We start from the raw sequence: 23361 nt of genomic DNA, 5'->3' as shown, positions 1-23361 counted from the left end.
GGTCAGTTTGCGGGGGTGGAGGGGATCATTTCAGGCGTGGCCTGCGCGAGCACCCAGAGCGTGGGTGCCTCCACATGGCGGGGATTGAGCTGCTTGGGGTCCGGGCCGATACGGGGAGTGCCGTCCCTGTCCAAAAACTCCACGGGTGAGGAGCCCAGAGGGCTGACGGCGAAATAGCAGACATTGGATGAAATGGCCTCCGCATTGGCCACGATGGAAGGGCAGATGCGCACCATGAGTGTGCGCACGCGGGTGGAGTTTGCCCTGATGTTGTCGAGTCTTACGGTGCCATCCTGAATGACCGGGAGCAGCGGTTCATCCCCCAGCAGGGACGACCAGGTGTCATATTTGCCCACCATGACTGCCAAAGGGGTGGAGACACGCTGGCGGGAGTCGAGGCCGAGCAGGCTTTTGATGCGGACTTCGGTTTCAGCGAGGATGACATCCTGCTGGTCGATGCGGTGGGTCTTGATCTGAGGATCTGTGACACCCTTCATCATGGCCCGGAACTCGGTGTTGTGCAGAGGATCAAAGAGGAAGAAAATGCCGGAGGCTACCGCGATGTGCTGGGCGCCTGGTGAATCGGCGCTGTTGCGAGTGGGCTCGAAATGCTCGCCCGCATTGTCGTAAAAGACCATGGAGAAGCCATTGTCCGGTGTCGAAGGGTGGGAGAGCTTGAAGATGAAGGGCTTTGGCAGGCGCACTTTGCGCCCCTGGCGGGGCAGGGTCTCGTAGAGCGCACCTTCAAGATCGGTCTTGGCCAGGAAGGCATCTTCTGGAGACGAGGATGAAAACAGCTGGGTCTTCATCTGAGTGAGGATGACGTTCTCCGAGGGGTCGGCATCGCGGAAGGTGATGCCAAAATTTTGAAACAGGGTGCTTTGCAGGATTTTGATCAGCACGCTGAGGTAGTAGGACTTGCCTGAGGAGGGGGCACCCACAATGGAGAAGATGTGATGGGGCAGGTCGAGGAAGCCCGGGGGGAGCTTGCGGCGGCAGTGGGGGCAGGCGAGGTCCGAGGTGGCGAGGCCCATGGCATCGAGGGCCTGGCCGCGGTCGTTGAAGCGCGTGGCGTGAAAGCGCTGCATGGCTTCGTCGCCGAGCATGGGGTCGCCACGCAGGCTGCTGTGGATGGCGATGTTCATGGCATCTCCACGGTCGAATTTGAACCAGCAGATCGGGCAGGTGAACTCGCCATATTCGCTGTTTACCTCTGCTGCTTCAGCGGCAGGTGCAGAAGAGCGTGACTGGACTGGCGCAGGTTCGGCAAGAGAATCAGGGGCAGAGCTGTAGCGGTCATACCACGCAGATTTTTCAGCCGGCGGTGTCATGGGAGGCGGTATTTTGAGGATCTCCATGGCGTCGTGCACATAGAAGCCCATCTGCTCCATGCCGTTTGGAATGAGGACGAGCCGCTTGCGGGCATTGGCGGAAAACTGGGCCAGCCAGGTCTTCAGAAACTCCGGGCCGAAGGGGCCGTTCCAGTCATGCTGCTCGCTGTTGTAAACGAACCATGAGTTGTCATTTCCCAGGGACATCCAGGTGCCCGGCTGAGGACTGTACTTGAAAGCCAGGAGCTGCCCGCCGCCCTTTACGGTGTGCTCTTCTCCAGGCATGGACCTGAAAAACGTCGTTTCAGTACCGTTCACGAGTGCCGGGCAGCTGAATTGGAAATCTATGCAGTCGCCGGTTTTTGTGACCTTGCACAGCACCTGAGGACATTGCGGCGAGCTGACTTTGAGGTCTGAGTGAGGTCCGGCACCGATCACAAAAGTGTCTCCATCAAATCTGGAACGATCTCCGGTGATACAGTTCAGTATGCAAAGAGAGCTGTGGTTGCCGTTCATGCTTGCCTGTTGCGTCATTGGTGGGGAATAATTAAAAAAATGAACCCGTGAAATTAAATGTTACTTTGGATTTTTGCTTAGAAAAGTCTGAGTTTTCAGGCGGGTCGGATTCATTTCGAATTTAACTGCCAGCGGTCACCGGGTGGCCGGGGCTTTGAGATGGCGGTCAAAAAAGGCCAGCATGAGCTGTTCGGTTTTTTCAGGGGGAACGCCTTTGAGGCCGTGGCCAGCACCCTCAAAGCCTATGAGCTCGGCTTCGACAGCGGCAGATTTGAGTTTGTCCACGATCCAGGTGGCCTGCTCATAGGCGACGTATTCATCCGCCGTACCGTGCAGGCAGAGGGTGGGGGCGGCGGCCGGGGTGACCCAATAAAGAGGGCTGGCGATGATGTGCTCGCGGCGCTTGGTGCTCAGGTCACCGCCCAAAAAGAGGGGCAGAACCTCCTTGGCGTCGACGCTTTTGTCGTAGCTTTTGGTGAAGTCGCTGGGGCCATAAAAATTGACGACGCAGCTGACGGCGCTGCTTTGATCCAGATTCCCGGCGCCTTCAAACTGAGGGAGACCTGCGGTGACGCCAAGAAACTGGGCCAGATGACCACCCGCCGAGCCGCCCATGGCACCGATGCGGGCGGGGTCCACGTGATATTTGGTGGCATTTGCACGCAGCCAGCGCACGGCTGCTTTGCAGTCATGGACTGCTGCCGGGAACGGGTAGGCTGGAGCCAGCCGGTAGGTGACGGTGATGGCGACGTAGCCGTGCTGGGCGAGGGTCAGCAGGAGCTTGTCGTAAGCCTCACGTTTGCCGGCGCGGAAGCCGCCACCGTGGATGCAGATGATGGCGGGGAATGGGCCCTGGCCTTCTTTGGGCTGAGAAAGGTTTATCTGGAGGTGCTGATCGTCAGGATTGGAAAACTCGATGCCCCGGGTGAAGGTGACGTTGTCCGGGATGGCGAGGTCGGCGCCCGGGAGTGAGACGGTGAGCAGCAGAGTGAGTAGGATGTGGCGCATGAGTTGGATAGGATCAGGGGGGAATGTGGGTGGAGCTAACGCCTCTTGCATGCGGGGAGTTTCAAGAGTGGCGGCAGGCGGGTGCGGCTGTGAAGAAACCTTTTTAAGGCCCGGGTGTTACAAGAGGTGATTGGTGCATCACCCCCTCATGAAGATCCTGACCTTCCCACTTCTGTTGCTTGTGCCTACGGGCCTGCGTGCCGCCGACGGCGCCGAGGCTGCGCATGCGGGCATCACCCCGGAGCAGATGCAGTTTTTTGAGAAGAACATCCGGCCAGTGCTGGTGCAGTCCTGCTACAAATGCCATTCGGCGGAGTCGGCGAAGGTCAAAGGAGGGCTCACGCTCGACACCAAGCAGGCGACCCTGCTGGGAGGCGAGTCCGGACACCCGGGGGTGACTCCGGGGGACGCCACGCAGAGCAGCGTGTATGAGGCGATGACTTGGAAAAACGAGGACATGCAGATGCCGCCGAAGCAGAAGCTGCCGGATGAGGTGATCGCAAACTTCAGGAAGTGGATTGAGATGGGGGCACCAGATCCGCGTGAGAGCAAGGTCGTGAATGCAAGCGGTGGCAAGCGTGTGATCGACATGGATGAAGGCCGCAAGCACTGGGCATTTCAAAAGCCGGTCAAGCATGGGCCGCCGGCGGTGAAGACGGAAGACTGGGCAAAAACGGAGATCGACCAGTTTGTGCTGGCAGGGATGGAAGCCAAGGGGCTGCACCCGGTGCGAGATGCGGACCGGCCGACGCTGATCCGCCGCATTGCGTTTGATCTGACGGGGCTGCCGCCGACGCCGGATGAGGTGAAGGCTTTTGTGGCTGATCCATCACCGGAGGCGGTGAAGCGAGTCATCGACATGTATCTGGACTCCGAGCGCTATGGCGAACGCTGGGCGCGGCACTGGCTGGATGTGGCGCGGTATGCAGAGAGCAGCGGCAAGGAGGTGAACGTGCTCTACCCGCATGCATGGCGCTACCGCGACTATGTGATCGAGTCGTTCAAAAAGGACAAGCCCTACGACCAGTTTCTGAAGGAGCAGATTGCGGGTGACCTGCTGAAGTTTGACGGCAAGCGCGATCAGGCAAACAAGATCGTGGCGACGGGATTTCTGGCGATCGGCCCCAAAGGGCACAACAACCGCGACCGGCGCCAGTTCGCGATGGATGTGGTGGATGAGCAGATCGACGCGATGTCGCAGTCAATGCTGGGCCTGACGCTGGCCTGCGCACGCTGCCACGACCACAAGTTTGATCCAGTGACGCAGCGCGACTACTACGCGCTGGCGGGCATCTTTCTGAGCAGCGAGACCTTGTTTGGCACCTATGAGCAGCTGCAGAACAACAACACGGCGGGGCTGATCGAGCTGGATCGCAACTCCGGGCAGACGGCGGCGCTGGCGAAAATTTCGACGGCAGAGGTGGCCGAGCTGAAAGGCAGCTACCAGAAAGCGAAAACCGCCGCTGAGGAGGCCCAGCGTGAAATATTTGCCATGCGGCAGCAGGACCGTGAGAAAGCGGGGGCAGCAAGCTTTTTGCGCATTCGCGGGGCGCGTGACCGGGCGGAGGAGGTGAAGGCGGATGTGGACCTTTTTTATGAGGATGGCACACCCCGCACGCTGGCGATGGGAGTGCTGGACCGCAAGACTCCCTATGACAGCCCGGTGCTGATCCGCGGTGACATCAAGCAGCCGGGAGATGTGGTGCCACGCGGACTGGTGGAGGTGCTCTGCGCCAAGGGGGAGCCTCTGAACATCAGCCCGCAAAGCGGCAGCGGCAGGCTGGACCTGGCGTTCTGGATTGCCTCGAAGGAAAATCCGCTGACGGCCCGAGTGATGGCCAACCGCGTGTGGTTGAAACTGATGGGAAGCGGCATTGTGCCCACGCCGGACAACTTTGGCGTGATGGGACAGAAGCCGTCGCATCCGGAACTGCTGGACTATCTGGCAGTCACCTTCATGGACAACGGCTGGTCGGTGAAGAAGCTGATCCGTGAGATCATGATGAGCCGGGCTTACCAGATGGGATCCGGCTATGATGCGGCGAACTATGCCGCCGATCCTGACAACAAGTACCACTGGCGCATGAACCAGCGCAGGCTGGAGGCTGAGGCGATCCGAGATGCGATGCTCGCCGTGGGGGGCACGCTCAACCTCTATCCGGTGGATGGTTCTCCTGTGGCACGCGCAGGTGAAGGCAGGCAGGGACTGATCTCCATCTTCCGTGGCGAGCTGACGAGCAAGGCGTACAACTTCCGCTCGATCTACATCCCGATCATCCGGGACCAGATTCCTGAAATGCTTTCGGTGTTTGACTACCCGGATGCGAGCCTGGTCAATGGCGACCGGGACACGACCAACGTGCCTTCGCAAAGTTTGTACCTGATGAACAATCCGCAGGTGCAGAACGCGGCGGATGCGTTTGCCGCGCGTCTCGTCAAGCACCCTGGCACGTCTGCCGAGCGGCTGAGCTACGCTTATGAGCTGGCATTTGGCCGGCAGCCCACGGCGCAGGAAAAGACGGCGATCAGCAATTTCTGGATGCGCTTTCCACAGCAGATTGCCAAGGGGGGCGGCAACAGCCGGGAGGCGAAGGAGCAGGCGGAGTTTGCCGCGCTTTCCGCCTTCTGCCAGAGCCTGATCGCCAGTGCCGAGTTTCGCTATCTTAACTAAAAACCACCTCAGCTATTTCCAAGGCATGAACACGAATCCTTTCTCCAGGCGCGAGTTTTTGAAGACCGGCTCCAACGGCTTTGGCTACCTGGCCTTTGCTGCGCTGGCGCAGCAGCAGGCTCTGCGTGCGAACCCGCAGTCAGCGGCCGGGCCGCTGGCACCGAAGGCGCCCCATTTCGCGCAGCGTGCGAAGCATGTGATCTTTCTCTGCATGCAGGGGGCTCCTTCGCATGTGGACACATTTGACTACAAGCCGAAGCTGACAGCGGACAACGGCAAGGGAGCGCCCTCTGCGGCGGGACGTTATGGCACGGCGAAGCTGATGGGATCGCCGTGGAAGTTCAACCGGCAGGGGAAGAGCGGCCTGTATATTTCGGAGCTTTTTTCCCATTTGGGCAAGCATGCGGATGAGATGTGCATTTTGAATTCGATGGCCACGGATCTGCCGGCGCATCCGCAGGCGTTCTCGCAGCTGCACACCGGCACGACGCAGTTTGTGCGCCCTTCGCTGGGATCATGGGCCTTGTACGGGCTCGGCACGATGAATGAGAACCTGCCGGGATTCATCACCGTGAATCCCCCGGGAAATGCGACGCGCACCTACGGCAGCGCGTTTCTGCCCGCGATCTATCAGGGTACGAAGATCGGTGGCAACGGTTTTCCGGGCGGGGGCGCTGCGGCACGTCGGTTTGGCGGCATGGACCAGCAGGCGTCTGTGGCGAACATCAAGAACAGCCGCTTCAGCACGGAAGAGCAGCGCACGCAGCTGGACCTGGTGCAGGCGCTCAACAAATCCCGCCTGCAGATGGACGGTGGAGTGAGCCCGGAAGTGGAGGGGGTCATTGAGTCATATGAGCTGGCCTTCCGCATGCAGGCGGAGGTGCCGAGGGTGATGGACCTCAGCAAGGAGACGGCGGCGACGAAGGCGCTTTATGGCATCGATGAGCAGGAGACGGACACGTTTGGAAAGCAGTGCCTCATGGCGCGCAAATTTGTGGAGGCTGGCGTGCGGTTCATTGAACTCACGAATGGCAACTGGGACCAGCACTTCAATCTGAAGGCGTCGCTGGAGCGCAACACGGGGGCGATTGACAAGCCGATCGCCGGATTGCTGACGGATCTGAAGCAGCGAGGGCTGCTGAAGGACACGCTGGTGATCTGGGGCGGGGAATTTGGGCGTACTCCGCACAGCCAGGGGGAGGACGGCCGTGACCATAACAACAAGGGCTTTTCCATGTGGATGGCCGGCGGCGGGGTCAAAGGAGGCATGAATTACGGCATGACTGACGACTACGGCTATGAGGCAGTGCTCAACAAGATGCACATTCACGACTGGCATGCCACGGTGCTGGCGCTGCTGGGCCTTGATCACGAGCGGCTTACCTACCGGTATGCGGGCCGTGACTTCCGCCTGACAGACGTTTACGGCACGGTGGCGAAGGAGATCATGGCATGAGCGAATTGGCCTCCAGTGTGACGCATGCGTTGCATCTGGCGTGATCCGTCTTATCAATGGCGCTGAGAATGGGAAATAGCGCCTCAGCATCTGCCTCGAAGGTGTCCTCCAGCCAAGTGCTGGAAGCGTCCTCCTGCGGAGCGATCGATGCAGAAACGATGCAACGCCTTGAGGCGATGATCGAGTCGAATCTGCCGGAAGAGCTGCGCGGGAGCGCCGTGGGGCTGCTGCGTGCAGTGGCCGGCAAGGTCGCCGTACCGGGGCATTTTGATGCGTTCTGCTGCCAGGCGTTTTCCAAGCCGGAGTGGGCGGCGGCGGGGAGTGTGCTGATCGCGGAGCTGTTTGAGCAGGACGAGGACCAGCTCGCAGAACTCGCGCGCATCCCCGATCTGGTGATCGAGATGGGAAGCGGTGAGGTCAATGTGACATGCATGGTGGCGTCCCGGTGGGCTGCACGTGGGGAGACGCACCGCCTATCCAGGCTCGCCGATGCGATCGTGGCCTCGCATGCCTCCAGAAATGCCTGTGCTGTGGATGTGATGCTGGCGCTGGCGGCCACACTGGCGGTGACGCGGTTCTCACGGGCAGAGCAGCTTTATAACGCCGCCCAGCCGCTGGCAGGGGAGGAGCACAAGGAAGCCCTGGCGGACGCCAAGCGCTGGCTGGCCGCCGGGCGCGTGGTGTGCAGCGTGGCGCAGGATGAGCGTGATTTCTGGGATGTGCGGCTGCGCAAACCCAAGACCGTGTGGACGTGGAAGACGAAGGCCGAGCTGGAGGCGCTGGAGCATCTGTCTGAATGCCTGACGCCGGACACAGAGGGGGCTGATCTGTTCAAGTCGGTGCTGCCCGAGTGCTGGTGGGTGCTGGCGCTGAAGTATGCCCAGCAGCATGAAAAGCTCGCGCATGTGAGCCAGAAGCTGACGGCTTCGAAACCGGACCATGGTGTGGCTCCGAAGGCTGTGCCTGAGCCATTGCCGGCTGCCGGGAGGCCCACCAAGGAATTCCTTCCGCATCCGCAGGCGGGACTGCTGGCCCGTTTCATTGTGCCATGGTTCTGCGGGTGTCTGGCCATGCTGCTCACGGTGCTGGTGCCGGTGCTGGTGCTGCCCAGAGAATTTGCGATTGGCATTCTGGACACTCTCAAGCCAGCGGCACAGCCACTCTCGACACCCGCCGAGCTGGAGGCATGGAGGAAGCAGGAGCTTCAAAAAAAAGCCGCTGAGATGAAGCCCTTTGAAGCCCAGCATGCACTGGCGAAAAAGGGGGGGTGGAGCGAAAACGAAAAGGTCCTTTCAGGAAAGAGCGAGGAACTGCCGTTCGATAGCCAGCAGTACATGAACCTTCTGGTGTGGCTGCATCTGGACCCGCCAGAGAACGAGGACGTGCGCCTGCGAGTGTGCAAGCTGCTTCTTGAACGGGTGAAGGGCGATGCCATTGCTCTCTGGGAGCTGCTGGCGTATCCCGGCTCCGCCAACGCCAAAGAGATCAAAGTGACGGCACGGAATGCATTGGCCGAGAAAGGCCTTAGCTGGAGCGAGGAGGAGAAAAAACGGCTCGGAGTCATTGCCGGAAACGGTCCTGAGGCTGAAAAGGCCGTGCCTGCTGCTGGCGGCAAAAAGTAAGTTTGGACGGTTTGTGACCGACTCAGATATGAGTTTTGGAGGCGCTAAGCATTCTCTTTTGTGTGCTCAGTTGGTATCCTTTGAGCTTCTGGAGAATGGCTGGGGAGAGCCATGATTTTGATGACCCCGTGGTTGAAAAGTGGGTCGCTTGTTAATAAAATCACTATATTTTTCACAATAGACTTTGCATTTTTGAGCCGCAACCCTTATAAATTAGAGTGTGCATATGAGGCTTTGTCCTGCTATTTCGAGTGGGCATGACTTCATACTGTAGTTCATTAACTTGTTATGATTGAAGAGCTTCAGCAATTTGGCAGCCTTTCTGTGGCACACCGCACCGGTGGTGCGCCGGTTGAGTTGGTGCGTTCCAAAGATGAGGTGGTTTTTCTGGCTTTCGACAATCGGATTCATCGACTGGTGGAACTTCATGTGCTGCGCGGCGGAAGCAGCCTGGATGCGGCGATGAAAAAGTCGGCCTTTGAACGTGCCCGGCAGGCTTCTGAGATCCGCGGGCATGCTTTCATGCGCATTCTGGAAGTGGGGGAGGACCAGGGGCTGGTCTATTACACGAGCAATCTGAATGATGGTGAGTTCGTCGAGCACTACACCCAGAGACGTGGCGCGGTGACGCCTGCGACTGCGCTGGCGTTGGTGTATCAGCTGCTGGATGACCTGCTGCAGTTGCAGGGATTTGAGCGCTTGGTTTCGCGCATGCACCTGGACCGCGTGCTTGTCACGACTCTGGAGGACACATTTTTGCAGCTCCGTGTGTTTGATTACGGGCTTTCGCAGATGGACGCGGGCACCGAGGTCCAGAGCGGCGGGCGGCTGGTGGTGGAGGCCAGCCGGCTGATTTTCCTGCTGCTCACGGGGCAGCCCTATGCCGGTGAAAATCCGGACCGGTTTCCTGCATTGACGCAGCTGCCGATGGGGCTGCGCACGGCCGTGAGGGGGGCTCTTACCGACCCGGTCAATGCGCCGACCTCGATCGAAAAGCTGCGTGATGATGTGCGCGAGGCCTTCAGCGCACTTTCGAGCAACATCAAGGCACGCAATTTCCGCAAGCACCTGGTGGTGAGCTCTTCGCTGCTGCCGCAGTCACAGCTTCAGGAACTGCTGCTGGAGGATGTGCCGGTCGAAACCATTCTGGGGACGCGCTTTCGTGTCGAGGATGTGGAGCATGCAAGACGCTACCCGTTTTCGATACCTGCGATCAACACAAAGCTCGGGCAGGAAGTCACGGTGCATCTGCTGCCGCCTTCGAGAATCGTGGACAAGTCCCGTTACGAAGCGGTGCCTTTGCAAATGTGGCGTTTCAATCCTGAACGGCACCCCAACATCCTGCGCTCCCTGAGCCTGTGGGAAAGCCCTGACTGGACTTTCCTGACAGAGGAACGCGAGCCCGGCTTTGCGCTCAGCCGGCTCATGGCGGAGCGCATTACGCTGAATCCTGCGGAGGTGACGGTGCTGATGAGGCAGATCCGCGCAGGGCTGGACCAGGCGGTGGAGTGCGGTGTGCAACGTGTGGACCTGCACCCCTCCAACATCCTGCTGCGAGTGGGCAAAAATGGCCCGCTGCTTTCACGTGAACTGGAAAGGCTGATGCAGAAACGTCTGGATGCGTGGCCTTCGTTTGTGGTGAAGCTGCGCCCGCACATGACCATGCGCAGCCTGTATGAACCGCTGCTGGTGGACATGGACCTTGCCGAAGGCCAGCTGGAGGAAGAACACCTGCAGAACCGTGACTTCCGCCACCGCTCCTTTGTGGCGCTTGCGGGCTACTTGCTGACTGGGGAGCGTCTGGGCGCAGGCGTGCCGATGTTTCCTGAAGCCATCCCTGAAGCCGCGGCCGCCTATGTGCGTGAGTGTCTGGAACTGACCCGTCGTGCGGGCAAGACTCCCAGCCCGGGGGATTTCATAGACAAGTTCGAAGGGCTGCTGTCTGCGCCAACGGTGGATCTTGCGACACGACTGCGTGGCGGCCGCACAGTGGCGCTGGAGGAAATGGAGAGCGTGGGATCCGTCTCTGACTTCGAAGATGACTGGAATACGAATGAGGCTGGAGGCCAGGCCTCGGCGCCGGAAGTCATCTCCCCCATCAGGCGCGGGATCAAAACGCATGACTTCAATACGCTGCTGCAGCCAAAGCGCAGCCTGCCCTGGGGAGCCATGGCTGCTGCCGCGGTCGTGGTGCTGGGCTTCGGCGCATGGATTTTCACGGGGAGCAAGAATGAGCCAGGTGTTGTTGCGCAGTCAGCGATGCCCGCCTCCGCCAAAGTCGAAGGATCTGCAGCAGATAAAGGCGACAGTGTGCCGCCGGTCGTGGCGAAGGTGAAGGCCATTGAGAGCCAACCTGCTGCTGTCCAAACTCAGGCCGTCAGGCCAGAAACTGCTCCTGTCTCAGCCAAGCCGGTGAAGGCTGTTGCAGTCATGAAACAGGCTGTGCCGAATCCTGCGCTGAAGCCTGCGCCAGCCGTAGCGGATGCGGCCCCCAGCCAGCCGGTGAAACCTGCGCTGGCTGAGGTGAAGGCTGAGCCGAATCCTTTGATGAAGCCTGCGCCTGCTGTCGCAGATACGGCGCCTAGCCAGCCGGTGAAACCTGTGCTGGCGGAGGTGAAAGCTGAGCCGAATCCTTTGATGAAGCCTGCGCCTGCTGTCGCAGATGCGGCACCTGGCCAGCCGGTGAAACCTGTGCTGGCGGAGGTGAAAGCTGAAACGAATCCTGTGGTGAAGCCTGCGCCTGCTGTCGCAGATGCGGCACCTAGCCAGCCGGTGAAACCTGCGCTGGCTGAGGTGAAAGCTGAAACGAATCCTGTGGTGAAGCCTGCGCCTGCTGTCGCAGATGCGGCCCCCAGCCTTCCGGTGAAACCTGTTTCGGCAGAGGTTAAGGCTGCGCCGAATTTAACAGTCAAGCCATCGTCGGCTGTTGTTGCCACTGCTTCAGAGGTTCCTGCGCCGTCTCCGAAGGCCCCTGCGGTAGGGGATAAAGTAAAGGCGATGGAAAAAGCAGTGGCCGAGAAGCCTGCAAGCACAGCCGTGAAAACGGTGGCTGCGACTGCAGAGACGCAGCTTGTGAATGCTCCCATCACCATTCGGCGTGCGATTCTTCCCTCCAAGGAAGAGATTGACCGCATGAAGCAAGGGCAGGTGGGAAACAGAACAGGGGAGCTTCCTTCGATTTACACAGCTTCACCGCTGAAGCCGAAACGCTAAGGACCGCTGTGAACTCAGCTTTCTGTTTTGCTGTCAAAGCGCTGGGCGGTGGAGCGCAGTTTTGGCTGGCCGGAACGCTCTAAACGTCTCTCAAGGGACTGCGAACGCCTGGCCTCGACTCTGACTGGCATGCACTGGCTGGCCTTCGCCGCTCTCTGCGCTCTTCTCTATTTGGCAAAAATGAACGACAGCCAAGGCGTTCTGCCACGCTGCTGTTCGACAAAAATTTTGTGATGGCGGCCTGATGTGAGGGCTCTCCCTCGTGAAGCACGGATGATCACAAGGGGAGCTTTGCATTTTGCAATGCGGTCAGACGCCAGTTCTTCAGTAAAGCTCCACTGGTGAGCGTTTGCCATCCTCGACGCTGAGATTCTTGGCTGCTTCCTCGCCGAGAGTGTCGACACGGAGCTGCCAGATGTCCCGGTTGATGGCTGCGAAGCGGTCGAGATCAAACTTATCAGGCTTTACGAGGCGCTTTTTGGTTTTCTCGATCCGTGTCAAGGCATCGTGAAGCGCTGGTGCTTCGACGCCTTCCAGATGCTGGCGGGCGAGTTCGACCATTTCGACGCGGTGGCAGATCATGACGAGGTCATTGCCGGCGCGAACGGCTTCCTGGATGGCCTGCTCAAAGGTGACTTCATTCAAAATGGCTCCCATGTCGAGGTCGTCGGTCATGGCCAGACCGTCGAAAGCGTATTGATGGCGGAGGAGCTTGGTCACGATGTTGTAGCTCAGGCTGGCCGGCCAGCGACCACGATCAGGATCGTAGGCGGTGTAGTTGCTATGGCAGGTCATCACGGAGTCGAGCTCGGGCAGCAGTGCGGAGTAGGGGAGGAGTTCGCTGCGCTCCATTTCTTCACGGCTTTTGGTGATGACAGGGAGGAACTCATGCGGATCACACTCGGCCGGGCCGTAGCCGGGGAAGTGCTTGCCGCAGCTGAGGATGCCTTCTGCGCGCATGGCGCGGTTGAAGATTCCGGCATTGTCGATGACCTGCTGCGGGTCGCGACCGTAGGTGCGGCCTTTGAGTGAGTTGTCTGCCGCGTCGTCGTACGAGATGTCGAGGACCGGGCAGAGATCGAGATTGAAACCGAAGAGGCGGAGGATCTGGCCGGTGAGCTTGCCGTGGCGCTTGATGAGGGCGGGGTCTCCTTTGTCACGCAGAGACTGGGCGTTTGGAGGTTCCTCTCCAATGAGGCGGAGGCGGGAGACTCGGCCTCCTTCCTGGTCGATGGTGATGAAAGGTTCGACGGTGGAGATGTCGCGCAGGTCATCGATGAGTTTGCGAAGCTGCGTGGGGGACTGGATGTTACGCCCGAACAAAATGAAGCCACCGGGCTGGAGTTTTTTAAGCCGAGCGGCGGTTTCCGGGGTGAGTTCGGCACCGGGAACACCCATGAGGAGAAGCTGGCCAAGGTCTTGTGAGGTAGGCATGGTGGAGATGTTCAGTTGATTAGTGGAAGGGCGAAAGTGACAGATGGGGTGTCAAGACTCGTTTTGCTAAAATTTTGAGAACAATTGTGGATTTTAGGCTCTCACAATTGCGACTCAGCGGTTTCTTTTTGCAAAAGAAGGGTGGGCAGGTTGACGGGAGGGACAAAACTTTTTAACATGGGCGTGTCTGTGAGGCAACTCGCAGGCCACGTTTGCAAGCTTCCTCAGCTAACGCATTTCGTGCCAATCGGTCCTCCATCGTTGTTGGTTGCTGGATCGCCAATGGAACCCCCCGGCTCCGCATGCCGGGGGGTTCTCTGTTTCTGAGTGATGCCGTCCGCGCATTGTGAGCAACTCTGTGATTAGCGTGTGAGCAACTCAATGAGCTCACGGATGGCTCAGCTGACGGGCCCATTGAATGGCCCGCAGCATGCCGGTGGCTTTGTTGATCGTTTCCTGGTACTCCGCAGCAGGGACAGAGTCTGCGACGACGCCAGCTCCCGCCTGTACATAAGCTTTGCCATCTTTGACGACGCAGGTGCGCAGGGCGATGCAGGAGTCGAGGTTGCCATCGAAGCCGAAGTAACCCACCGCGCCGGCATAAGCGCAGCGCTTGCTCTTCTCACACTCGTTGATGATCTCCATGGCGCGCACTTTGGGAGAGCCGCTGACAGTGCCGGCGGGAAAGGTGGCACGCATGACGTCGTAGGCGGTCTTGTCGTCGCGCAGGTGGCCGTCCACATTGGAGACGATGTGCATGACGTGAGAATAGCGTTCGATGATCATCAGGTCGCTGACACGGACGGTGCCATAGTCGGCGACACGTCCGACGTCATTGCGTGCGAGATCGACGAGCATGATGTGTTCGGCGCGTTCCTTGGGATCGTTGAGAAGCTCTTCGGCCAGCGCATTGTCCTCTGCGGTGGTCTTGCCCCTCCAGCGGGTGCCTGCGATGGGCCGGATGTCGATGCGGCCGTTCATGCACTTCACATGCACCTCAGGCGAGCTGCCGACGAGCGCAAAGCCCTGGGGGAAGTCGAGGCAGAACATGTAGGGGCTGGGGTTCACATGCCGCAGGGCGCGGAAGAGGTCCAGTGTGGAGCCGGTGTACTCCGTTTCGAAACGCTGGGAGGGCACGCCTTGGAAGATGTCCCCGGCGCCGATGTACTCCTTCATCTTGAGCACCATCGACTCGTATTCTTCCTGCGTGGTGTTGCTCACGGGCGGTGGCAGCTGCCCCACAGGTGCAAAAGTTTGCAGAGGCCTTGCGGCCAGCGGCTTCTCCAGCTTGGCGATGACCTCCGCAATCTGCTGGCGAGCCCAGTCATAGGCTTCTTCCAGCGTGGCATGCTCATCGGTGTGGACATTGGCCACGATGGAGAGGCGGCGGGTGCGGTGGTCAAACACCAGCACGGTGTCCGTGACCATGAAGACCATGTCTGGCAGGCCCAGCTCATCCTTGGGAGGGGGCGGCAGTGTCGGCTCGAAGAAGCGGACCATGTCATAGGCCAGGTAGCCGACGGCGCCGCCGTGGAAGACAGGCAGAGGCTGTGCTTCGAGCGGTGTGAAGGGCTTCATCAGCTCCTGCAGTTCTGTCAGAGGATCGCCCGCAGTGGTGTAGCTGCGCTTTTTGCCACGCTCCTCGATTTCGATTTCACGACCACGTGCGGTGAAGATGATGCGGGGGGAGCTGCCAAGCAGCGAGTAGCGGCCGGAGTGCTGGGTGAGCTCCGCAGACTCCAGCAGGAAAGCGCAGCGGCCGTCATGGATCTTTTGGAAAGCGGAGAGCGGGGTTTCGTAGTCGGCGGCGAGTTCCGCCATCACCGGTACGAGATTGCCCTGCTGCGCGAGCGTCTGGAAGGTGGCGAAGTCGGGCTGAAGATGGAGCTGTGGCATGCGGGGCGTGAAACGAGCGCGCATTCTGGACGCGGATTCGCATTGTGGCAATGGCGCTTCAAAGCACGGCGCGCATGGCGGCCAGGAGCTCGCCGTAGTCGTCGAAGGGCTTGAACTGCGGGAACTGCGTCTGGATGCTGGCCGGAGCGTGGAAGAAGAAGCCGACGTCTGCCTCGCCGAGCATGGTGGTGTCGTTGAAGGAGTCGCCGGCGGCGATCACGCGGTAGTTCAGCGCCTTGAAGGCGGCCACGGATTTCTGCTTTTGATTGGGCTGGCGCAGCTTGTAGTCCAGGATGCGGCCGTCTGGCGCGACGTCCAGCTGATGGCAGAAGATCGTGGGCCAGTCGAGCTGGCGCATGAGCGGCTGGGCAAACTCCGCGAAGGTGTCGCTGAGGATGATGACCTGGGTGGTGGAGCGCAGCTCATCCAGGAAGGCCTTGGCACCTTCCAGGGGAGAGAGGGTGCTGATCACCTGCTGGATGTCAGGAAGCTTGAGGCCGTGCTCATCGAGGATCTTGAGGCGGCTTTTCATGAGGACGTCGTAGTCGGGCTCGTCCCGGGTGGTGCGGCGGAGTTCGGGGATGCCGGTTTTCTCTGCAAAGGCGATCCAGATTTCGGGGACGAGAACGCCTTCGAGGTCGAGGGTGACGATGGTCTGCTGCTTCATGCGGAGGGATGTCATGCACGGGGCGCCGGTGCAGTAAAGCGGTGATCTGCAAAAAAGGCATGCTGAGAGGCAAGCGATGAGGAGAAGCAAAGAGGCATCTGGCGTTTGTTTAACCATGAAAATCGAAAATGAAGTCACTCGAGATGCCGCGCAGCTGGTGGCGAAGTGCCGCAGCGCCGTGCTGGCCACATCCGATGCCGAGGGGCATCCGCACTCTGCCTGGATGACCACGCAGGTGACCACGGACCTGGAAGAAATCATCTCGATCACGGCTCCGAATTCGCAGAAGGCCGCGATCCTGCGCGCGAATCCGCAGGCAGAGTGGATGTTTGCCTCCCCCTCCATGGAGACGATCGTGTATCTCTCCGGACACACGCGGCTGATCGAGGGCGACGCGGCGAAGCGCTACTGGGACCAGATGCCCGGAAAATCCAAGGCCTACTACCGCAAGTACTGCGAGACGGAGGACTATCACAAATTTGCCGTCATCCGCACGGATGTGAGCAAAGTCGTGCTGTGCAAGCCTTATGCTTACACCAAGTCCGTGCTGTGGGACAAGTCGGCGACGGCGGCCGCGTAGCAGGCTCAGCCAGCGGCCGGGCGGGGGGTCTCCACTGCTTCGCACTTCTCACGCCAGCCGGGGAAATTCCACGAATTGGGAAATCCTTCGCACTGAGCGGGCTTGACGGGCTGGATGCGGCATACGTTCACACCTTCCAGGAAAAGGCATTCGCCATTGGGCTTGTCGATGATGCTGAGGCCGGTGCGGTTGGCGTTCAGCCGTGTGCATTGTTCGACGAACTCGGCACGGGGCATTTCGAGGTATGCGGCGATGCTGGTGATCTCATCCTCTGTGACGCGTACATCTCCCGGCCAGCGGCAGCAGTTGCCGCAGCGCTGGCAGGCATACCAGGGGGCGGAGGTGTCAAGCGTGGAGGCGGTGTTCATGAAAAGTATTCTGTTCGCGCATTGCTGCGCGGGAGGCATATTTCGTGCGATGAACTGGTTCATGCAACGAAGGTTTGAACAACGCCGCCCATGGCAGCGGAGGGAGTGGCTGTCGAGATGAAGCTGCATCTGCTGCCGAGCATTACCCTGCTGCCCCCACCGCATGAGAAGGCGGATGACACGCAGATCATCGAAGACTGGGCCCGCGGTCTGGACTGGGTCAAATGGCTGCTGGGCAGCGTGCGCGCCCGTGTGGAGGTGCTGATGGTGGAGGAGCCTGCGGAGTGGGACCACTTTGCGCAACATCTGCTGCGCGAGGCTGTGGGGCCTGCGCTCAAAGCCGCCTGGCTGTGTGCGCGTGCGAACGATCTTGAAGGGCTTGCCGGCGCGGCGGAGCAGCTTTCAGCCCAGCTCCCAGCCGGGGCGTGCCAGCGCAGCCTGCAGGCCGGGGCTGTGCTGCTGAAATCGACCAAGCATGCCCGCTATCAGGGGGTGCTTGGCCGTTTGCGAGAGGCTGTGGACCAAGGCCGGTGCTGCAGCCATATTGCCGTCGTCTGGGCCACCGTAGGTCACTTTTTTCAGCTCAGTCTCACCAATGTGATCGCCGAGTATCTGCGGCTGGAGTGGGACATGGCCGCGCGAGACACCACCGCCCAGCTGCCGTATGCAGGAAAGTCCGGTATAGCCGGACTCACCAGCCAGGTGATGCGAGACACCACCACACAGGGGGAGCTGCGGGTGGTGGATGCATGAGAGCAGATGGCGGGTCAGAACTTCACGGTCACGCCCAGGTTTGCGCCGAAGCCTGGTTCGTTGGAGCCTGAACCATGGTAGCGGTAGGTTTGGTCCAGCAGGTTGTCGAGGGAGGCTGTCAGGATGAGGTTTTGGGTGACGGAGTAGCCGCCGCGCAGGGTGAGGACGCAGAATGAAGAGGTCCCATTTGGCGGGATTCTCTGGGTGTCGAGCTGGTCTGAGGTGTTCATGCGTCCCGCTTCGCCATAGGTCAGGCAGACAAATTCTGACCAGAAACGGCTGTCGGTGGTCTGCCAGCGCACGCCGGCATAGCCGACGAGAGGGGAGATTTTGCCCAGGGGCTCGCGGCGTTTCTGGGTCGTCGTGCCGATGAACTGATCCGCCTCACCTTCCACCCAGGCCACATGGCCAAAGACGCTCCAGTGCCTGTCGATCTGCCAGCGGGTGGAAAATTCAATGCCCTGCATGTAGCCGTCGCCGCCGTTGGCCTTGGTGTCCTGGAGCGGTACGGCGGTGGAGCGCCGGATGATCAGGTTGTCCAGCTTGGTGTAAAAGTAGCCAAAGGTGGCGGAGAGCGTTTCTGTGTGTGCCTTGAGGCCGATCTCGTAGGTCAGGTATTTTTCCGGGGAGAGGTCGGTGGCGGGTGTTTCTTTGCGTCCGGCGAGAGCGATGTCGAAGCGGGAAAGGTCGGAGAGATTGGGGGCACGGAAAGCCTGTGAAACACCGCCGTAGAGCGAGTAGCGGTCCTGCTCGTCGAGATCGACGACGAAGCGCAGGCTGCCTGAGAAGTTGTTCCAGCTGTTCTGATAGGACTGCTGTGCCAGCGTGATTGGATTTTGGAAGCTGCCGAGCCTGGCGGTGGCATGGGTGAAGCGTTCTCCGACGAAGATGTGCAGGCGGTCTCCGATCTCGATGGTGTCCTGGATGTGGACGCCGAGCAGACTGTAGGTGGAGTTGTCCGCCACGGCTCCCTGGTAAGGATTGTCCGTGGCGTGTGACTGCACAAAGTCCTCATAGAAGTCGACCCCATAAACAAGGGTGCCGATAGGGGAGTCGCTGGTGAACTGGAGGTCGGCCCCCAGGGTGCTGAGGTCCACTTTGTTGTAGGAGCGTGTGCCACCTCCGGTGACCCGGTATTGATTCTCTCCAGCCGTCTGCAGCGAAATGGTGAGGCTGGCGTCGTCGATCAAGCTGTTTAGGTCCTTGCCTGCCAGACGCACGTAGGAAAGGCTGCGCTCCTGGTCAAAGAGGCGCACGCGGTCAGTGCCCACGGCGGTGCCTTCAAAGGAGACCCCGGAGGTGGTGGAGTGTGTGCGCCACACATCATTCTGGCGCACCTGCTGATGGACGGCGGTGAAAGTCCACTGGTCATCCAGTGCCACATCCAGCCGCACATCAAAGGCCCATTGATCGTAACCAGTGTGTGGCTGCCGGCGTCCGCTGCCGTCCGTGACGTTGCCAAACTGGCTCAGGGTGACGCCTGCATGCAGGCCCCATTTCTGCCCCTCGCCAATGCTGGTTTCCAGATGCTCCACATTGCTGTGCTCTGCCGTGGAATAGCGGTAGTCTGCGCGGCCATGGGAGAAGAAGCCGCCTTCGGCTTCACTCAGATAGCCGGAGCCCTTGGTGAAGGCATTCACGGTGCCGCCGATGGCGTCGCTGCCATACTGCACGGATCCCTGGGAGGGCAGGACCTCCACCTTGTCGAGCCCGTATTGGTCGATGGTGTTCCAGTACTGGTTCGGCCCGTCGCGAAAGGTGGAGTTGTTGAAGCGGATGCCGTCCACCATCATCAGATTGCGGAAACCGGTGAAACCGCGGATGTAGGGGGAGCCCTGGCCGTTTGAAGTCTTCTGAATGGCCACGCCGGCGGTTTCTCTCAGGGCTTCGGGGAAGGTGCGAGTGAGGCGCTCCTCCATCTGCTTTTTGTCGAGGGTTTTTATCGCCGCAGGCACCTGGGAAAGCGGGGTGGCGCTACGTGTGGCGGTGATCACCACCTCGGGTATGTCGGTGGTCTTCTGGGGCTTTTGCTTCTTATTTACCTCATTTTCAGCGGCAAAGCTGGTGGTGGTGAGGGCGAGCAGAAAGGCGGGAAAGAAACGATGCATGGCGGTTGATAGGCGGAATGCCAATCAAGCATCGGTTGCTTCCTTGTCTCGGGATAGCGAGCGTGAATCGCTGAATGGTTAAGAATGGTGCGTTTGGGTGATGGGGTGGTCGAAAAATGTCCATCAATCCAAGCTGGGAGTTCCTCGCCGATGCGGCATCAGATGATGCGGACTGCTGAGCCTGCTTTTGATGTCACCGGCTGACCCACGGGCTACGGGGAGGCCTCTTGCCGCCTTATTTTCCGAACAGACCTTTCACACCTTCTTTCAGGCCGCCCGTGTTGAGCTTGGCAGCGCCGCCTTGCAGCATGTTTTTGAGTGCACCGCTGGCGCTGGCTTTCGCGGCCTCGGTATTCAGTTCGCGGAGGACGAGCGCTGTTAACTCTGCAGGAGTGATGCCTTCAGACCCGGAGCCGAGATTGGTGAGGCGGATCTCTGGCAGCGTGATTTTTGCGTCTGCGCCAGGGACGATCCCCGCTGCGCTGGCGCTGAGTCGGGCCCCCGTGATGAGCAGTTCGTTGATCTGCAGCTTGATGGTCTTTTTGTCCTTGCTGCCGGCTGGCGGAGCGGCGGCTGCCGGGGATGTGCCAGCGCCCGCCGGAGCGGTCTGCTGAGCGACAAAGCTTTTGGCATTGTCCGCTATGTGCTTGAGGTTTGTCCCGCCCAGACCGGCTTCGAGATTGATCTCCGGGTCGGTGATGCGGATGTGCTGGATCACGACTTTCTCCCTGCTGACGCTGTTGGTGTCCAGCGCGACCTCGGTGCGGCCAATGCGCATGGCATACGGGCCGGTGAAGCCTTTGGGATTGCCAATTTCGAAGCCTTCGATGATACCGCTGCCGGAGAAGGGGGAGAGTTTGACACTCTGCACAGACACGCTGGTCTGCACGACCGGGGGCGTCCCCTTTTCAATGCCGAAACGGACCAAGTTCCCGAGCTGGGACCAGCCAAACCACAGACCGGCACCAATGAGAAGCACGAGAACGATGACGATGCGGATGATCCATTTCATATGGTTGCCAGCATTCACAGGAGCTGCCGCCCTGTAAAGCATCAAAACACGTCAGTTAACCGGTGCGACCCAGCAAGCTGCTGCAAAGAAAACAGGATGGTGATATGGAGATCAGCCTTCGGTGAACTGACCGAGAGCGCGGAATTTCTGATAGCGCTGCTCCAGCAGCTGGGTGGTGGGAACGGCATTGAGCTCCTTGAGGGTGGCGAGCACGGCCTCTTTGAGCGCGCTTGCAGCAGCGAAATGGTCGTTGTGCGCACCTCCCAGGGGTTCGGGGATGATGCCGTCGATGATGCCGAGCTTGGAGAGATCCTGGGCGCTGAGCTTGAGTGCCGAAGCCGCTTCAGGAGCGTGTTCACGGTGTTTCCAAAGGATGGCGGCACAGCCTTCAGGACTGATGACGGAATAGTAGGCGTTTTCCATCATGAGCACCTTGTCTGCGATGCCGATGCCCAGAGCTCCTCCGCTGCCGCCTTCACCGATGACGATGGCGATGACAGGAGTGCGAAGGGTCATCATTTCGCGCAGGTTGAAGGCGATGGCCTCGGCGATGTTACGCTCTTCCGCACCGATACCCGGGAAAGCTCCCGGGGTGTCGATCAGGGTGACGATGGGCAGGCTGAACTTTTCTGCCATGCGCATGAGGCGGAGGGCTTTGCGATAGCCTTCGGGGTGGGCGCTGCCGAAGTTGCGCAGCAGGTTTTCCTTGGTGTCCCGGCCTTTCTGGTGGCCGAGGATGGCGACACGCTGGCCGCCGATGGTGGCAAAGCCTGCGGGCATGGCATTGTCATCGCCGATGTGGCGGTCTCCGTGAAGCTCGACGAACTCATCGCAGATGTGCTTCACGTAATCGAGCATGAAGGGACGGCCGATGTGGCGGGAAATCTGCACTCGCTGCCAGGGGGAGAGATTGGCGTGGATATCGCGCTGCAGGTTTTCGGCCTTGGCTTCAAGGTCGGCGATCTGCTGGGCCAGCTTGTCGCTGGGCTTGGCGGCGTGCTTTTTTCTGGCATCCTCGATCTCTTCGCGGATTTTGACGATGGGCTTTTCGAATTCCAAAACTTGTTTCATGGCGGTCTGTAGGGAGAAGGGGATGAGAGGGATTATCTCACGAGGCTCAACTTTGACCCTTTGCGAACGAGCGCAAAGAGTTCTTCGATGTCTTCGCGGGCGAGGAAAATGCCGGTCTCCGCAGCAGGGGAGGGGGCAGGGGGAGGCATGGCGGAGGGGGAAGCGGCTTTTTTTGAGTTTGGAGCTTTGGGCTCCTCCACGGGCTGTGCGCGTGCGACGGGGGGCGTGCGAATGATGATGCCGGTTTTTGTGGTGGCGAACCATTTCTCTGCGTCCACGTAGTTGGGGTCTGTGGAGAGCACGGGCTTGCCGTCAAAGATGGAGTTTTTTCCCGCGACGGTCATTTCCACCGGCAGCCGCATGCCAGGCGGGAGCCGAATGTCTTTTGCGTTATAGACTTTGAAGAGGTACTCTTTGTCTCCGACTTTGCGCAGCAGCATGAGCTGTTTTTTCGCGAAGCTGACGCCGAGGTGGAAATCCATCGGGATGATGGTGAGGTGATCGCCGGGGTGAAGATTGAAGCTCATCAAGCCGCTGGAGCGGATGATGGAGTCCACGGTGGTGTCGAACTTGGTGGCGATGAAATTCAGGGAATTGCCCGGCTGGACGATGTAGTCCTTTTTCCCCGCCGTGGAGTTGGCGGAGTAGAGCTGGTCCATGTTGATCTCCCCGATGATGCGCATGGCCTCAGGGCAGGTCTTGGAGTCCGGGAACTGCTGGCAGAGCTTGTAGAGAGCGTCGCGGCCTTCGTCGATTTTGCCCTGCTGGATGAGCTCGATCGCAGCTTCGAACCGACGGATGCCGGGGTCGATGCGAGGGCGGTCTGTGGCTTTCATGGAGGCGATGTCATGCTCCACCTGGCTCTCCTTGAGCAGGATGTTCATGTAAACCCAGTACCCCATCGCCAGCGTGCCCGCCACCAAGCCGACGGTGATGAGGAAAATCAGCAGTTTGATCTGGGTTTTTGCCATTGCGTGAGCCTACAAACGACCGCTCAACCCAGCAGGCCGCGGCGTTTGAAATCGAAGAGGTTGATGTTCTGGGACTTTTCGATCATCTCGACGGTGAATTTCAGAAGGCAGATCTCCCAGGTGTCGTCCACGCCCTGAATGACGGCCCGCATGGGATTGCCGGAGGTGCGGATGTTGTCCAGCAGCTTGCCGGTAACATGCTCCATGGGCTCATGGATGATCTGCTCGCTGATGTCTCCTTTGCGGAATTTGAAGCCGTATTTGAGGATGGCCAGCTTGTGGAGGTTTTCCCGCAGGAATTCGCCAAAACCGGCGGCTTCGGGGCCAAAGCCTTCGAAGTCAAACTGGCCGGGCATTTCCGGACGCAGGATGAGGGGCTTCTCGGCCTCGATGCGGCCTTCGCGCACGCGCACGGCGCCGACGGTGTCCATGAGTTCAGTGACGATCTGAAACTCGAAATGGGTGCTGCCGAAGGTGTCGATGCGGCGGTCCGGCTCATGGAGCACCTGGGTGTTTTCCAGGGCGTATTGAATGTCGAACTCGGTAGGCATGTCTTGGGGGTGGCGCAGACTAAGCTGCTTCCACGCTGGGGCCAGTGATTTCTTGGGGTCTGGACGAAGACGAAAACGGGCCGGATTCCGCCGGGCATGAAGGCTGCCGGGACAGCGGAACAGGCCAACGGCG

18 protein-coding genes are annotated in these 23361 nt (G+C 59.9%); 7 read left to right on the top strand and 11 right to left on the bottom strand.

Going from position 1 to position 23361, the window contains the following annotated elements; all coding sequences use genetic code 11:
- Positions 1-2 precede the first annotated feature (2 nt).
- Both ACZ5WW_RS07825 and ACZ5WW_RS07820 read right to left on the bottom strand, forming a co-directional pair.
- Positions 3-1616, bottom strand: a complete 1614-nt coding sequence (locus ACZ5WW_RS07825; protein WP_377165466.1) for a hypothetical protein — start codon at positions 1614-1616, stop codon at positions 3-5.
- A 366-nt stretch (positions 1617-1982) separates the two neighbouring features.
- Positions 1983-2855 (bottom strand): alpha/beta hydrolase fold domain-containing protein, encoded by an 873-nt coding sequence (locus ACZ5WW_RS07820; RefSeq protein WP_377165468.1) that lies wholly within the window; start codon positions 2853-2855, stop codon positions 1983-1985.
- Positions 2856-3003: 148 nt separating this feature from the next.
- Between ACZ5WW_RS07820 and ACZ5WW_RS07815 the strand changes: the two genes are divergently transcribed.
- The 5 genes from ACZ5WW_RS07815 (at position 3004) to ACZ5WW_RS07795 (ending at position 12051) form a co-directional block, all read left to right on the top strand.
- Entirely contained in the window at positions 3004-5526 is a 2523-nt protein-coding gene (locus ACZ5WW_RS07815) for a PSD1 and planctomycete cytochrome C domain-containing protein (protein ID WP_377165470.1), read from the top strand.
- 25 nt (positions 5527-5551) lie between these two features.
- The gene (locus ACZ5WW_RS07810) at positions 5552-6982 is read left to right on the top strand and encodes a DUF1501 domain-containing protein (RefSeq protein WP_377165472.1); all 1431 of its coding nucleotides are present in this window, start codon (positions 5552-5554) and stop codon (positions 6980-6982) included.
- 101 nt (positions 6983-7083) lie between these two features.
- Positions 7084-8604, top strand: coding sequence for a hypothetical protein (locus ACZ5WW_RS07805; RefSeq protein ID WP_377165474.1), 1521 nt, complete (start codon positions 7084-7086; stop codon positions 8602-8604).
- 288 nt (positions 8605-8892) lie between these two features.
- On the top strand, positions 8893-11817 hold the full coding sequence (locus tag ACZ5WW_RS07800; RefSeq protein ID WP_377165476.1) for a protein kinase family protein: 2925 nt from the start codon (positions 8893-8895) through the stop codon (positions 11815-11817).
- Positions 11818-11844: 27 nt separating this feature from the next.
- Positions 11845-12051 carry a transposase gene (locus tag ACZ5WW_RS07795; RefSeq protein WP_377165478.1) on the top strand — a complete coding sequence of 69 codons (207 nt, stop codon included), beginning with the start codon at positions 11845-11847 and terminating at the stop codon, positions 12049-12051.
- Between the two features lie 90 nt (positions 12052-12141).
- Here the strand turns inward: ACZ5WW_RS07795 and ACZ5WW_RS07790 are convergent, their stop codons facing one another.
- From ACZ5WW_RS07790 to thrH, 3 genes are all read right to left on the bottom strand, one after another.
- The gene (locus tag ACZ5WW_RS07790; RefSeq protein WP_377165480.1) at positions 12142-13251 is read right to left on the bottom strand and encodes a glycoside hydrolase family 3 N-terminal domain-containing protein; all 1110 of its coding nucleotides are present in this window, start codon (positions 13249-13251) and stop codon (positions 12142-12144) included.
- Positions 13252-13638: 387 nt separating this feature from the next.
- Positions 13639-15147, bottom strand: coding sequence for an anthranilate synthase component I (trpE, locus tag ACZ5WW_RS07785; RefSeq protein ID WP_377165482.1), 1509 nt, complete (start codon positions 15145-15147; stop codon positions 13639-13641).
- Positions 15148-15205: 58 nt separating this feature from the next.
- On the bottom strand, positions 15206-15829 hold the full coding sequence (thrH, locus tag ACZ5WW_RS07780; RefSeq protein ID WP_377165484.1) for a bifunctional phosphoserine phosphatase/homoserine phosphotransferase ThrH: 624 nt from the start codon (positions 15827-15829) through the stop codon (positions 15206-15208).
- A 100-nt stretch (positions 15830-15929) separates the two neighbouring features.
- Between thrH and ACZ5WW_RS07775 the strand changes: the two genes are divergently transcribed.
- Positions 15930-16394, top strand: coding sequence for a pyridoxamine 5'-phosphate oxidase family protein (locus ACZ5WW_RS07775; protein ID WP_377165486.1), 465 nt, complete (start codon positions 15930-15932; stop codon positions 16392-16394).
- A 5-nt stretch (positions 16395-16399) separates the two neighbouring features.
- Here the strand turns inward: ACZ5WW_RS07775 and ACZ5WW_RS07770 are convergent, their stop codons facing one another.
- On the bottom strand, positions 16400-16762 hold the full coding sequence (locus ACZ5WW_RS07770) for a YkgJ family cysteine cluster protein (protein ID WP_377165488.1): 363 nt from the start codon (positions 16760-16762) through the stop codon (positions 16400-16402).
- A 90-nt stretch (positions 16763-16852) separates the two neighbouring features.
- Between ACZ5WW_RS07770 and ACZ5WW_RS07765 the strand changes: the two genes are divergently transcribed.
- On the top strand, positions 16853-17515 hold the full coding sequence (locus ACZ5WW_RS07765) for an urease accessory UreF family protein (RefSeq protein ID WP_377165490.1): 663 nt from the start codon (positions 16853-16855) through the stop codon (positions 17513-17515).
- Between the two features lie 14 nt (positions 17516-17529).
- Here the strand turns inward: ACZ5WW_RS07765 and ACZ5WW_RS07760 are convergent, their stop codons facing one another.
- The 5 genes from ACZ5WW_RS07760 to ACZ5WW_RS07740 all read right to left on the bottom strand — a co-directional run bounded on the left by ACZ5WW_RS07760 (position 17530) and on the right by ACZ5WW_RS07740 (position 23228).
- Positions 17530-19623: a TonB-dependent receptor plug domain-containing protein gene (locus tag ACZ5WW_RS07760; protein WP_377165492.1), complete on the bottom strand. Its 2094-nt coding sequence runs from the start codon at positions 19621-19623 to the stop codon at positions 17530-17532.
- A gap of 235 nt (positions 19624-19858) precedes the next feature.
- Positions 19859-20635 (bottom strand): AsmA family protein, encoded by a 777-nt coding sequence (locus ACZ5WW_RS07755; protein WP_377165494.1) that lies wholly within the window; start codon positions 20633-20635, stop codon positions 19859-19861.
- A 111-nt stretch (positions 20636-20746) separates the two neighbouring features.
- The gene (locus ACZ5WW_RS07750) at positions 20747-21706 is read right to left on the bottom strand and encodes an acetyl-CoA carboxylase carboxyltransferase subunit alpha (protein ID WP_377165496.1); all 960 of its coding nucleotides are present in this window, start codon (positions 21704-21706) and stop codon (positions 20747-20749) included.
- A 32-nt stretch (positions 21707-21738) separates the two neighbouring features.
- On the bottom strand, positions 21739-22677 hold the full coding sequence (locus ACZ5WW_RS07745) for a LysM peptidoglycan-binding domain-containing protein (protein ID WP_377165498.1): 939 nt from the start codon (positions 22675-22677) through the stop codon (positions 21739-21741).
- A gap of 23 nt (positions 22678-22700) precedes the next feature.
- Positions 22701-23228, bottom strand: a complete 528-nt coding sequence (locus ACZ5WW_RS07740) for a hypothetical protein (protein WP_377165500.1) — start codon at positions 23226-23228, stop codon at positions 22701-22703.
- Positions 23229-23361: the final 133 nt, after the last annotated feature.

The sequence above is a fragment of the Prosthecobacter fluviatilis genome (assembly GCF_055388355.1).
This window is presented reverse-complemented; position numbering and strand designations above follow the sequence as displayed.